General features: G+C 67.7%; 12 protein-coding genes. 6 read left to right on the top strand and 6 right to left on the bottom strand.

The features are described from left to right. The 4 genes from GJV64_RS05775 to GJV64_RS05760 form a co-directional block, all read left to right on the top strand. Positions 1-628: efflux RND transporter periplasmic adaptor subunit (locus tag GJV64_RS05775; RefSeq protein WP_164156328.1), on the top strand; the 628-nt coding region annotated here is incomplete at its 5' end. Positions 629-644: 16 nt separating this feature from the next. After that, positions 645-3,722: an efflux RND transporter permease subunit gene (locus GJV64_RS05770; RefSeq protein WP_164156327.1), complete on the top strand. Its 3,078-nt coding sequence runs from the start codon at positions 645-647 to the stop codon at positions 3,720-3,722. A gap of 19 nt (positions 3,723-3,741) precedes the next feature. Continuing rightward, on the top strand, positions 3,742-4,968 hold the full coding sequence (locus tag GJV64_RS05765) for a DUF445 domain-containing protein (protein WP_235927617.1): 1,227 nt from the start codon (positions 3,742-3,744) through the stop codon (positions 4,966-4,968). After that, positions 4,968-5,528, top strand: a complete 561-nt coding sequence (locus GJV64_RS05760) for a GNAT family N-acetyltransferase (protein WP_164156326.1) — start codon at positions 4,968-4,970, stop codon at positions 5,526-5,528. Before GJV64_RS05765 ends, GJV64_RS05760 begins: the two co-directional genes overlap by 1 nt. Here GJV64_RS05760 and GJV64_RS05755 read toward each other — a convergent pair. The 6 genes from GJV64_RS05755 to GJV64_RS05730 all read right to left on the bottom strand — a co-directional run bounded on the left by GJV64_RS05755 (position 5,525) and on the right by GJV64_RS05730 (position 11,022). Then, positions 5,525-5,977 (bottom strand): tRNA (cytidine(34)-2'-O)-methyltransferase, encoded by a 453-nt coding sequence (locus GJV64_RS05755; RefSeq protein WP_164156325.1) that lies wholly within the window; start codon positions 5,975-5,977, stop codon positions 5,525-5,527. The genes GJV64_RS05760 and GJV64_RS05755 overlap by 4 nt on opposite strands. Before the next feature lie 4 nt (positions 5,978-5,981). Further along, positions 5,982-7,184, bottom strand: a complete 1,203-nt coding sequence (locus tag GJV64_RS05750; protein ID WP_164156324.1) for a pyridoxal phosphate-dependent aminotransferase — start codon at positions 7,182-7,184, stop codon at positions 5,982-5,984. A gap of 104 nt (positions 7,185-7,288) precedes the next feature. After that, positions 7,289-8,203, bottom strand: a complete 915-nt coding sequence (locus GJV64_RS05745; RefSeq protein ID WP_164156323.1) for an ATP-grasp domain-containing protein — start codon at positions 8,201-8,203, stop codon at positions 7,289-7,291. A 78-nt stretch (positions 8,204-8,281) separates the two neighbouring features. Next, positions 8,282-8,959, bottom strand: coding sequence for a response regulator transcription factor (locus GJV64_RS05740; RefSeq protein WP_164156322.1), 678 nt, complete (start codon positions 8,957-8,959; stop codon positions 8,282-8,284). Positions 8,960-8,975: 16 nt separating this feature from the next. After that, a complete protein-coding gene (locus GJV64_RS05735; protein WP_164156321.1) occupies positions 8,976-10,160 on the bottom strand; it encodes a sensor histidine kinase in 1,185 nt (394 codons plus the stop codon). Positions 10,161-10,215: 55 nt separating this feature from the next. Next, entirely contained in the window at positions 10,216-11,022 is an 807-nt protein-coding gene (locus tag GJV64_RS05730; RefSeq protein WP_164156320.1) for a universal stress protein, read from the bottom strand. A gap of 152 nt (positions 11,023-11,174) precedes the next feature. Between GJV64_RS05730 and pyrC the strand changes: the two genes are divergently transcribed. Continuing rightward, positions 11,175-12,206, top strand: coding sequence for a dihydroorotase (gene pyrC, locus GJV64_RS05725; RefSeq protein WP_164156319.1), 1,032 nt, complete (start codon positions 11,175-11,177; stop codon positions 12,204-12,206). Next, on the top strand, positions 12,199-12,436 hold a 238-nt coding region (locus GJV64_RS05720; protein WP_408014967.1), incomplete at its 3' end, for a hypothetical protein. The genes pyrC and GJV64_RS05720, both read left to right, overlap by 8 nt.

The following is a 12,436-nucleotide window of genomic DNA, read 5'->3' as shown; positions in this document are numbered from 1 at the left end:
TGTCGCCAAGGCCCAGCTCGGCGCCGCGCGCGAGCGCGCCGACCGGCTGGACGTGCGTGCGCCGTCGGCCGGCCTGGTGCTGGCCCGCAATGTCGAGGCTGGCCAGGTGGTCGGCCCCGGCACCGGGGCGCTGTTCCGGATTGCCGAAGGCGGCATGCTGGAAATGCGCGCCACTCTGGCGGAGCAGGACCTGGCGCGCCTGAAGCCGGGCGTGACCGCAACGGTCACGCCGGTCGGGTCCACCCAGTCCTATCGCGGCAAGGTGTGGCTGCTCGATCCGGTGATCGATCCGAACACCCGCCAGGGCGTTGCCCGCATCCAGATCGACTATGCGCCGGGCCTGCGCGTGGGCGCCTTTGCCCGCGCCCGCATCGATGCCGGCGAAGCGGCGCGGCCGCTGCTGCCGCAATCGGCGGTGCTGGCCGACGCCGGCGGCAACTATGTGTTCGTGGTGGGCAAGGAAAACCGTGTCGAACGCCGCGCGATCACCGTTGGCATGGTCAGCGATGCCGGCGTTGGTGTGGCCCGCGGCCTCAATGGCAGCGAGAAGGTGGTGGCCAGTGCCGGCGCCTTCCTGAAGCCGGGTGACCGCATCCGGCCGATCACCGCGCCTGTCGCCGCCCGCTGACGCCGGGACTGGACCCATGCGCAACATCTCGGCCTGGTCGATCAAGAACCCGGTGCCACCGCTGGTGGCGTTCACGCTGCTCCTACTGGCCGGCATCCTGTCCTTCCAGGCGATGGACATCAACAACCAGCCGGATGTCGAGTTTCCCGGCGCCCAGGTGATCGTCACCCAGCCCGGCGCCGCGCCAGAGGAGCTGGAGAACCAGGTCACCCAGCGCGTCGAGGCGGCGGTGCGCAACATCACCGGGGTGGACGAGGTGAACAGCTTCGTCTCCGAAGGCAGCAGCCGCACCATGGTGCAGTTCGCCATCGGCACGCCGATCGACCGCGCCGTCAACGACGTGCGCGATGCCATCTCCAACATCCGCTCCGATCTGCCGCAGGGCATCCTGCAGCCGCAGGTCAACCGGCTCGACATCGCGGGCGGGCCGATCGCCTATATCTCGGTTGAATCGACGGCCATGACCCTCGAGGAGCTGAGCTGGTTCGTGGACAACACGGTCGCCAAGCGGCTGCTGGGCATTCCCGGCATGGCGCAGGTCAAGCGCTCGGGCGGTGCCAACCGCGAGATCCGCGTGATCCTGGATCCCGATCGCATGCAGGCCTTTGGTGTCACCGCTGCCCAGGTCAACGCGCAGCTGCGCCAGGTCAACCTCAATGCCGCCGGTGGCCGCGCCGAGATCGCCGGCGCCGAACAATCGGTGCGCGTGCTGGGCAATGCCGACAGCGCGGTCGGGCTGGCCGCCACCCAGATCAGCCTTGGCCTCGGCCGCAACGTCCGCCTGGGCGACATCGCAGAGGTGCGCGATGCCTATGCCGAGCAGCGCTCCATCTCCAAGCTGGGCGGACGGCAGGTGCTCAGCTTCTCGATGTCCAAGGCCAAGGGCAGTTCGGACGTGACGGTCTATGATGCCGCCACCGCCGAGATGGACAAGCTGCGCAAGGAATATCCCAAGGTCAATTTCCGCCTGATCTACACCTCGGTGGATTACACCAAGGCGCAGTATCGCGAAGCGATCAATGCGATGATCGAAGGCGCCATCCTGGCCGTGCTGGTGGTTCTGTGGTTCCTGCGCGACTGGCGCGCCACGCTGATCTCGGCCTTGGCGATCCCGCTGTCGGCCATTCCCACCTTCTGGTTCATCGATGCCTGGCTGGGCTTCAGCCTCAATCAGCTCTCGCTGCTGGCGCTGAGCCTGGTGGCCGGCGTGCTGGTTGACGATGCCATCGTCGAGATCGAGAACATCGTGCGCCACATGCGGATGGGCAAGACCGCCTATCAAGCGTCCATGGACGCCGCCGACGAGATCGGGCTGGCGGTGGTGGCCACCACCATGTCGATCGTGGCGGTGTTCCTGCCCGTCGCCCTGATGCCGGGCATTTCCGGCCAGTTCTTCAAGAATTTCGGAGCCACGGTTGCCGTCGCGGTGCTGATCAGCTTGGCTGTCGCCCGCCTGATCACGCCGATGCTGGCCGCCTATTTCCTGAAGAGCCATGGCTCGGCAGAACATGGCACCGGCAAGTGGGTGGACAGCTATATGAAGGCGCTGAACTGGGCGCTGGACAACCGGATGAAGACGGTGTTCGGCATCGGCGGCGCCGCGCTGGCGCTCACCGTCGTGCTGTTCATCGCCCTGCCCAAGACCTTCCAGCCCGATGTCGATACCGACAGCAGCCAGGTGACCATCAGCCTGCCGCCCGGCGTGACGCTGGCACAGACGGAAGCGGTGGTGGACAAGGCCGTCGCCATTCTCGAGAAGTCGCCGGCGCTCGACATCGCGTTCGCCGATATCGAGGTGGGCAGCGCCAACATCTACCTGACGCTGCGCAAGGACCGCGGCATGCACCGCACCCAGTGGGAGCGCAGCATCGCACCCGAACTGGCCACCATCCCCGACGCGCGCATCGGCTTTGCCCTGCAGTCCGACGGCCCGCCCGGCGGCCGCGACATCGGCGTGACGCTCACCGGCAATGATCCCGTGCTGCTCGAACGCACCGCTGCGAAGGTGGTGGACGAGATGCGCGGCATGCCGGAACTGCGCCAGCCGCGCATCGAAGGCGGTCTCAACCGGCCGGAGATCACCATCAGGCCGCGGCTCGATCTCGCTGCCGAACTGGGGGTGACGACCGCAGCGCTGTCGGAGACCATCCGCATCGCGACGCTGGGTGACATCGATCAGAATGTCGCCAAGTTCAGCGTGGCCGACCGCCAGATTCCGATCCGCGTGATGCTACCGGAAGCGTCGCGGCAGAGCCTTGCGACCATCGAGAACCTGCCGGTGCAGACCCTGCGCGGCGGCTCGGTGCCGCTGAAGGTTGTGGCCGATATCAGCTTCGGCGCCGGCCCCACCGAAATCCGCCGCTTCAACCAGCAGCGCCGCGTGCTGATCGGTGCCGATCTGGCACCCGGCCTGGTGCAGGGCGAGGTGCAGGAGAAGGTGAACGCCCTCCCCACCCTCAGCGATCTGCCGCCCGGTATCGAGATGGTGAAGCTGGGCATGCAGAAGTGGATGGGCGAGCTGGTCCAGAACTTCATCCTGGCCGTGGTCGCCGGGATCGTGATGGTCTTTGCCGTGCTGGTGCTGCTCTACAAGCGGGTCCTGCCGCCGTTCGTCAACATGGTGTCGCTGCTGCTGGCGCCGCTGGGCGGTCTGATCGCCATCGGCATCACCGGCGATGCCATCTCGATGCCGGTGTTCATCGGGCTGCTCATGCTGCTCGGCATCGTTGCCAAGAACTCGATCCTGCTTGTCGACATGGCGATCGAGGAGATGGAGAAGGGCGTGCCCAAGCGCGAGGCCATCCTGGAAGCCGGGCACAAGCGCGTGCAGCCAATCGTGATGACTACCATCGCCATGGTGGCCGGCATGTTGCCGGTGGCGCTGGCGCTGGGCGGCGACGGTTCGTGGCGCGCGCCGATGGGCGTGGTGGTGATCGGTGGCCTCATCCTGTCCACCGCCCTCACCCTTGTCATCGTGCCGGCCGGGTTCTCCATTGCCGTTTCGGTGGAGGAATGGCTGGCGCCGCGCATGAAGCGCTGGTTCACCAACAACGAAGGGGCTGCTAAGCTCACCCGGCCAACGCCTGCGGAGTGAGCCTGCCCTGAACCGCCTTTTGCCGGTTTCCCCCTTCCACCGCATGCGGGCGGTGGCGACGCTGCTGCTGGCGGCCATGGTGGTGCTGTTCGCGATCACCCTGCGCTGGCCGCTGCTGCATCCGGCGATGCCGTGGCTGCGGGCCTTTGCCGAAGCCGCGATGGTGGGCGGGCTGGCCGATTGGTTTGCCGTCACCGCGCTGTTCCGGCACCCGCTGGGCCTGCCGATCCCGCACACGGCCATCATCCCCGAACAGAAGGACCGGCTGGGCGAGACGCTGGCCAGCTTCCTGAAGGACAATTTCCTGAAGCCCCAGGTTGTCGCCCGCCGGCTCGACGATGCCGACATGGCGGGCGCGCTGGCGCGCTGGCTGGCTGAGCCTCCGGCGGCCGGTAGCCCCAATCGCCGCAAGGGCCTGGCGCCGCTGATTGGCCAGCTGGTCGAGGGGCTGGACGATCCAGCCTTCGCTCGCCTGGTGGAGGACATGGCTCGCAGCCGCCTGGCCGAGATGCGGCTGGCGCCAGTGGTGGCCGATGCGGTGGATACGCTGGTGACCAGGGGGCGGCATGAGCTGCTGATCGACGCTGCGGTGGACTGGGGGCTGGCGACGATCGTGGACGAGGCGCCAACCATCCGCGGTATGGTGACGGAACGCACCAACTGGCTGCTGCGGCTGGCGGGCGCCGATGAATCGATGTCGTCCACGATGATCACGTCGGTGCAGCGGTTGCTGGTGGAAATCCGCCACGATCCCGATCACCCGGTGCGGCTGCGCCTGGCCGAGGCGCTGGCGCAATGGACCTTCGATCTGAGGCATTTTCCCGAAGCCCAGGCACGGGTGGAAGGCTTCAAGGACGATCTGCTGGCCAATCCCGCCATGGCAGGCTGGGTGAAGGGCCTGTGGGATGGCGCCCGCACCGCGCTGGCCACCAGCCTGAAGGATGACAGCGGCAACCGGCTGGGCGGCGCGCTGGCAGCGCTGGGCACCCGCATCGCCGACGACGCGGCGTTGCAGCGCAGCCTCAACACCGCCCTGCGCCGCGCCGTCGCCGGCCTCGCCCGCGAACATGGCGACAGCATCGTCAAGCTGGTGTCCGAAACCGTGCGCGGCTGGGATGCCGCGACCGTGACCGACAAGGTGGAACAGGCCGTGGGACGCGATCTGCAGTTCATCCGCATCAACGGCACGCTGATCGGTGGGCTGATCGGCCTTGCCATCCACGCCGCAGTGGAGCTGGCGCGCTGATGCTGGACCGGCAGCCTGTCCTCGCCCATCCGCAGCTGCGCCTGCGCCCGGCCACTACCGAAGACTGGCCGGCACTGTATGCCACGGCCAGTGATCCCGGCATCTGGGAAGGCCATCCGGCCCATGATCGCTGGCAGGAACCGGTGTTCCGCGCCTTCTTCAACGATGGCCTCGCCAGTGGCGGCATGCTGGTCGCCGAAGAGCCGGCGAGCGGCGCCATCATCGGCAGCTCGCGCTTTGACCATGGCCGCGCGCAGGCGGGCGAAGTGGAGGTGGGCTGGACCTTCCTTGCCCGCCGCCACTGGGGCGGACGCAGCAATCACATCATGAAGGCACTGATGGTCGGCCACGCCTTGCAGACGGTGGACCAGGTGATCTTCATGATCGGGGAGACCAACATCCGCTCCCGCACGGCCATCACCCGCATTGGGGCGCGGCTGCTCGACCGGGTGATGAACGTGACACTGTCCACGGGGCCGGTCACACACCTCTTCTACGGCATCGACCGCGTCGATTTCGCCGCCGGTCCGCTGGCGCCGCTGTGGGCGGAGCGGCTCTAGCCGGGCAAGCCTCCGGTCTGCCGCAGCGCCTCGCCCAGTGCCAGCCCGGCTGACATGGCGAGGTTCAGGGACCGCACCTCGGCCCGCATCGGCAGCCTGAGGCGGGCGCTGGAAGCGGCATGGACATGATCAGGCGCCCCGGCGCTTTCCTTGCCGAACAGCAGCACGTCATCGGCAGCGAAGGCAAAGTCATAGGCGGACTGGCTGGCCCGCGTGGTGAACAACAGCAGGCGCGCGGAACCGATGCTGGCCTGGAATGCCGCCCAGTCGCGGTGCCGGGTGACGCTGACATGATCGATATAGTCCATCGCCGTGCGCCGCACGCGGGCATCGTCCCACTGGAAGCCCAGCGGCTCGATCAGGTCCACCGGCACATCGAGGCACGCACCCAGCCGCAACACGGCGCCGACATTGCCGGCGATCTCGGGCTCGAACAGGGCAAGACGCATCAGGTCACGAGAGCGCGTTCACCGCCCGCTGGATGCGCCGGCAGCCTTCCTCCAGCACGTCGTCGGCCGTGGCATAGCTGATGCGGAAGGCCGGCGAGCCGCCAAAGGCCGCGCCGTGAACCACGGCAACGCCTTCGGCCTCGAGCAGATAGGCGGCCACGTCCTCATCGGTCGCCAGCACGGTGCCGGCCGGTGTTGTCTTGCCGATCAGCCCGGCACAGTCGGGATAGACATAGAAGGCGCCTTCCGGGCGCGGGCAGATCAGCCCCGGGGTCTGGTTCAGCATGGCCACCACCAGGTCACGCCGGCGCTGGAAGGCGGCATTGCGCTCGGCGAGGAAGCCCTGGTCGCCGGTCAGCGCCGCCACCGTGGCGGCCATCGAGATGGAACAGGGGTTGGAGGTGGATTGCGACTGCAGCTTGGCCATCGCCTTGATCAGCCAGGCTGGCCCGCCGGCAAAGCCGATACGCCAGCCGGTCATCGCATAGGCCTTGGACGCGCCGTTCATGGTCAACGTGCGGTCATAGAGACCGGGCTCAACGGTGGCGATCGAAGCAAAATCAAAGCCGTCATAGACGATATGCTCATAGATATCGTCGGCCAGCACCAGCACCTGGGGGTGGCGCATCAACACCTCTGCCAGCGCCTTCACCTCGGCCCGCGTGTAGGCAGCGCCGGTGGGGTTGCTGGGCGAATTGAAGATGAACCAGCGGGTGGCCGGCGTGATGGCGGCCTCCAGCTGGGCCGGCGTCAGCTTGAAGCCCTGGTCCACGCCGCAATTGATCACCACCGGGGTGGCCCCGGCCAGGCGCACGATGTCGGGATAGGACACCCAGTAGGGCGCCGGAATGACCACCTCGTCACCGGCGTCGAGCGTTGCCAGCAGCGCGTTGAAGATGCTGTGCTTGCCGCCGGAATTGATGCTGATCTGATCAAGGCCGTAATCGAGACCATTGTCGCGCTTGAACTTGAACTGCACGGCGGCCTTGCATTCGGGCGTGCCATCGACACCGGTATACTTGGTCTGGTTGGCGCGGATGGCGGCGATCGCGGCCTCCTTCACGAAGTCCGGCGTGTCGAAATCCGGCTCGCCGGCGCCCAGCGCGATGATGTCACGGCCCTGGCGCTTCAGCTCGGCCGCCTTGTTGGTCACCGCGATGGTGGGCGAAGGCTGGATGCGGTTCAGGGCAGCGGAAGTGCGGTTCATCTCTCGGCTCATGGGGGGACGGCTCGCAGGTGGTGTGCAATGCCGATGCCCTTAGGCGGCAGGGCCGCGCCGCGCAACCGCGAACGCCCACGCAATTGATCCGTTCAGCCGCCCATGCGGCGGATATGATGGCGCAAATGCTCCACCAGCCGGTCATGCGGGTCCCAGCCGAGCACGTCTTGCGGATTGGCCACGAACAGCGACAGGCCGTTGATGTCGTGAAAGCGCGGCGTGCCGCAGGCATCGTCGATCATATACTCGATCCCGCAAGCTTCCATGCCGGCTTCGCGGGCCAGCATCTCTGCAGCGGCGATCAGGCTGGGCGGCGGCTCGGCGCGCACCACGCGGCGCCGCGCCAACCGCTCCATGCGGGCATCGGGTGTGGCCAGCGACAGCGCATCCTCGGCCGCCGTGACATCCACGCCATAAAGATAGCGCCCACCCAGGATCTCGACGCGGGTGGTCACCCCGCCGCGCGGCCGCACCAGGGCCTGGCACAGCCAGACACCATTGACTGTCGCTGGCAACAGCCCGGCGGCAATGGCATGGGCCAACGCCGCGGCATCGTCAAAACGCGCCACGCCGGACCCGGCGCCACCGATATCGGCCTTCACCACCAGCGGAAAACCGATCGCCCGCGCTGCCCGCAAGAGCGCGGCTTCATCATGGACAACGCGCGTCGCCGGGGCCGCCAGCCCAAGCCGGTTGATCAACGCCAGCTGCCGGGCCTTGCTGGCATCATAGGCCATGGCATCGGCGCCGTTCAACACCAGCGCGCCCTGCCCCGCCCAGTGATCGAGCAGCGCCATGGCATAATAGACCGGATGGCGGCGGCTGCGCTGCGCCGCGCTCATCGCCACGCGATTGAAGATCACCGGCGCCGGCGGCCGCCCGCCGATCGGATCGAAACCATGGCCTTCGGTGGCGACCGCGACATAATCGATCCCGGACCGTTCCAGCGCGGCGAACAGCGGCTGGAACCAGTGGGGGTGATCATAGACGATGGCCAGTTGATGCATCAGGTGGCGGCACCTCCCGTGCGCTCGACTGCCATGTTGTACCGCAGCAAGGCGGCGCTGCCGCCTCAGTAGCAATACCTAGGCTGGCTCTGAGGATGCCGGGCCATGGGCAGCGCCGGCCAGGTCGCCCAGCCGCGCGGCGAAGGCGATCTTGAGGGCATCGGACAGCGAGGCCACCCCCAGCTTCGACATCAGGTTGGCACGATGGATCTCGACGGTGCGCGGGGATATGCCCAGGTCATAGGCGATCACCTTGTTCGACTGGCCCTCCACCAGCCCGGCCAGCACATCGCGTTCGCGCGGGGTGAGCGCGTTCAACTGGGCGCGTGCCTGTTCGGCCAGCAGGGAGATTTCGGCGCGGCCCTGGTTGCGGCGGCCGGCATTCTCGATGCTGGCGATCAGCGCCGCCTTCTCGAACGGCTTTTCGAGGAAGTCGACTGCGCCGGCCTTCATCGCGCGCACCGCCAGCGCGACATCGCCATGGCCGGTGATGATCACCACCGGCAGCATGATGCCGCGGTCTTTCAGGGCCTGCTGCACGGCAAGGCCATCGATGCTGCCCAGCCGTACATCAAGGAGCACGCAGCCAGGCGGCAGGTGGCTGGCGGCCTTCAGGAAGGCTTCTCCGGTCTCGAACGTCTCGACCTCATAGCCCGACGTCTTGAGCATGAAGCCAACGGAGCGGCGCACGGCGGCTTCGTCGTCGACCAGGTAGACACGGGGACCAATCTTCGGGCCGGCAATGGTATCAGCCATGGTATCAGCCATATGGTCAGCCATCTTGGGGCTCCTCGGCACGTTCCAGGGTGAAGTGAAAGGCGGTGCCGCCGAACTCCGAAGGTTCGGCCCAGATGCGCCCGCCGTGCGCCTCGATGATGGTGCGGCTGATCGACAGGCCCAGCCCCATGCCCTTCTCCTTCGAGGTGTTGAACGGCTGGAACAGCACGGCGGCCATGTCGGGCGACAGGCCTGGCCCGCTGTCGGACACCACCACCTCGGCAAGGCCGGCTCTGCCCTTCCCGCCCCGCGCCGGGCGGCTGCGGATCTCCAGGCTCTGGCGCGGCGAGCGCTGCATCGCCTCCACCGCGTTGCGGATGAGGTTGAGCAGCACCTGCTGGATCTGGATGCGGTCGCAGATCACCAGATCCACTGCCGGATCCAGCCTGATCTCGACATCGATCCCGGTCTGCCCGGTACCCGTCATCGCCAGCGCGGTGGCTTCGGTCACCAGCCGGCGCAGTTTTTCCACCCGCTTTTCGCTCTCGCCGCGGCTGATGAACTCGCGCAGGCGGCGCACGATCTGTCCGGCGCGCAGTGCCTCGGCACTGGCTTCGGCCAGGGCCTCGCGCACCATGGCGATGTCTTCGGACGGCGGCGTGCCGGCCTCGCCCAGCAGGGTGCGCGCGCCCTCGGCATAGCTGGCAATGGCAGTCAGCGGCTGGTTGAGCTCGTGGGCCAGCGCGCTGGCCAGGCTGCCCATGGCGGAGACCCGGCTGATGTGGGACAGTTCGGACTGGAGATCGTTCAGCCGTCGTTCGGCGCGCTCGATCTCGGTGAGGTCGCGGATGAAGCCGGTGAACAGACGGCCACGTTCGGACCGAGCCTCGCCCACCGCCAGTTCGATCGGGAAGCTGCTGCCGTCACGCCGCCGCGCCCTCGTCACGCGGCCGATGCCGATCACGTGGGCTTCGCCCGTCTCCATATAGTGACGCATATAGTCATCATGCCGGTCGCGATCGGGATTGGGCATCAGCATCCGGACATTGTGGCCGATCACCTCCTCGGTGGCATAGCCAAACATGCGGGCTGCAGCGTCGCTGAACAGCAGGATGCTCCCCGCCTCGTCGATCACGATCAGGGCATCGGGCACGGTGGCGAGGATGGTGCGCTGCAGGGCGTCCCCGCTGTCGGGCAGCAGGGCCGGTAGTGCACTCTCGTCACGGCGGAACGGACACATGGCAGCCGTGATAGTGCCGGAACCGCAACCGATTTCAATGCTGCAATGCGATAAGTCAGTGCGCCATCAGCAGCGGCACGCCGGCCGTGGCGATCAGCTCGCGCGTCACCCCGCCCAGCACCGTCTCGCGCAGGCGGCTGTGGCCATAGGCGCCCATCACCATGTAGGTGACGCCAAGTTCGGCCGCCGCGTGGAGCAGCGCCACCGAAATGCGCCGGCCTTTCGCCGGCCAGTCGTGCACATCAGCCACGATGCCATGGCGGGAGAGCCACAACGCCGCCTCGCTGGCCGGTGCGCCGATCGCATCATCGCTCACTTCCACCAGGTGGACGCGCTGCGCCCGCCGCAGCAGCGGCAGTACCAGTCGCAGCGCATGAGCGGCCTCTACCGATCCGTTCCAGGCCACCAGCGCCGGGCCATCAAGGTCGCAGCTGCGATGGCCCTGCGGCACCATCAACACCGGGCAGCGGGCATAGAGCACGATGTCGCCAACGATCGCCGCCGGCGGCCGGCCCCGGCGCGCCGCACCCGGCTGGCTGAGCACCACCACGTCGGCCAACAACGCCTGCTCGATCAGCGTTTCGACCACGTGGCCATCGAAACAGCGCCAGTCCCACGGCACGCCTTCGCCGGCCAGCCGCCGTTCGATGTCGAGCCGCAGCGCCTTGCCGGAGTCGTGGATCGTGTCGATCAGGGCGGCCATGCCGAACAGCCCGCCATAGGGATCGCCGCCAAAGGCCTCTACCGGGGTGACCTGCAGGCACGACAGGTGGCCCCCGGTCTGCCGGGCCAGATCGCTGGCAACCGCCAGGCGGGCGCCCTGTTCCTCGTCATCGTGAATGTGCAGGAGGATGTTCTTCATGCGCTGCCAACCTACCCGGCCACCTGCCATCTGGTTGGCCCTTATCGCGCCGATGGGCCGGCAAGGCTTTACGCATCTTCCCGGAGCCGCGACTGCCGTTGCGCCGCTGTGGGGGCTTTTGTTGCGCTCCGGCCTCGCGTATCGCCTGCGCCATGATCCTGACCCTGCGCCGCCCCGATGATTGGCATGTTCACCTGCGCGACGGGCCGATGCTCGCCGCCGTGGCCGATGCCACCGCGCGCCAGTTCGCCCGCGCCATCGTGATGCCCAACCTGAAGCCGCCGGTAACAACAGTGGCCGCCGCCGCCGCCTATCGGCAGCGGATCCGCGCTGCCGTGTCGCCGGGCCTGACGTTCGAGCCGCTGATGACCTGTTACCTCGTCGACCATATCGACCCGAACGAGCTGGTCCGCGGGCACGGCGAGGGCGTGTTCACCGCGGCGAAGCTATATCCGGCCCACGCCACCACCAACAGTGCGGCGGGCGTGACCGATGTGCGGCACATCTATCCGGCGCTGGAGGCCATGCAGCGGACGGGCATGCCCCTGCTGATCCACGGCGAGGTGACCGATCACAGCGTCGACGTGTTCGACCGCGAGGCGGTGTTCATCGACCGCGTGCTGAAGGGCGTCGTTGCCGATTTCCCGGCGCTGAAGATCGTGTTCGAGCATATCACCACCAAGGACGCGGTGGATTTCGTGCGTGACGCCGGCCCGAACATCGCCGCCACCATCACCCCGCACCACCTGGCCATCAACCGCAACGCCATGTTCGAAGGCGGCATCCGACCGCATTTCTATTGCCTGCCCGTGGCCAAGCGGGAGCTGCACCGCCAGGCGCTGCGCAAGGCCGCCACCAGCGGCAATCCGAAATTCTTCCTCGGCACCGACAGCGCCCCCCATGCCATCGAGACCAAGGAAAGCGATTGCGGCTGCGCCGGCATCTATTGCGCGCCCTTTGCCATCGAATCCTATGCGCGGGTGTTCGAGGAGGAAGGCGCGCTGGAGCGCCTGGAGGGCTTTGCCAGCGAGCATGGTCCGCGCTTCTATGGCCTGCCGCTGAACGAGGACAGGATCACGCTGGAGCGGGTGCCCACGCCGGTTCCCGCCCGCCTGCCCGCCGCTGGCACCGAGATCGTGCCCTTCCATGCCGGCGAGATGCTGGACTGGCGCTTCGTTGCCTGAAAACCCTGTTCTGCACCCCTATCACGGCCAGTGTGCGGCGCTGGCGACGCAGCATGGCAAGGACCGCGCGCTCGCCCCGCCGCTGCGGCGCCGCCTCGGCCTCATCGTCGAAGCGGTGGCCATTGATACCGACGCCTTCGGCACCTTCACCGGCACCACCCCGCGCGCCGGCACCGCGGCCGAGGCGGCGCTGGCCAAGGCGCGCGCCGGGATGGCCGCCTCCGGCCTGG

It is taken from the genome of Sandarakinorhabdus rubra, from assembly GCF_010994245.1.
Classification (GTDB): Bacteria; Pseudomonadota; Alphaproteobacteria; order Sphingomonadales; family Sphingomonadaceae; genus Sandarakinorhabdus; species Sandarakinorhabdus rubra.
This window is presented reverse-complemented; position numbering and strand designations above follow the sequence as displayed.

What these genes read in the sequence shown, in the direction of transcription:
- GJV64_RS05730 (WP_164156320.1), bottom strand. Translation starts at nt 11,022, where the DNA reads ATGAAGAACATCCTCCTGCACATTCACGATGACGAGGAACAGGGCGCC.
- pyrC (WP_164156319.1), top strand. Translation starts at nt 11,175, where the DNA reads ATGATCCTGACCCTGCGCCGCCCCGATGATTGGCATGTTCACCTGCGC.
- GJV64_RS05750 (WP_164156324.1), bottom strand. Translation starts at nt 7,184, where the DNA reads ATGAACCGCACTTCCGCTGCCCTGAACCGCATCCAGCCTTCGCCCACC.
- GJV64_RS05760 (WP_164156326.1), top strand. Translation starts at nt 4,968, where the DNA reads ATGCTGGACCGGCAGCCTGTCCTCGCCCATCCGCAGCTGCGCCTGCGC.
- GJV64_RS05745 (WP_164156323.1), bottom strand. Translation starts at nt 8,203, where the DNA reads ATGCATCAACTGGCCATCGTCTATGATCACCCCCACTGGTTCCAGCCG.
- GJV64_RS05740 (WP_164156322.1), bottom strand. Translation starts at nt 8,959, where the DNA reads ATGGCTGATACCATTGCCGGCCCGAAGATTGGTCCCCGTGTCTACCTG.
- GJV64_RS05735 (WP_164156321.1), bottom strand. Translation starts at nt 10,160, where the DNA reads ATGTGTCCGTTCCGCCGTGACGAGAGTGCACTACCGGCCCTGCTGCCC.
- GJV64_RS05755 (WP_164156325.1), bottom strand. Translation starts at nt 5,977, where the DNA reads ATGCGTCTTGCCCTGTTCGAGCCCGAGATCGCCGGCAATGTCGGCGCC.
- GJV64_RS05770 (WP_164156327.1), top strand. Translation starts at nt 645, where the DNA reads ATGCGCAACATCTCGGCCTGGTCGATCAAGAACCCGGTGCCACCGCTG.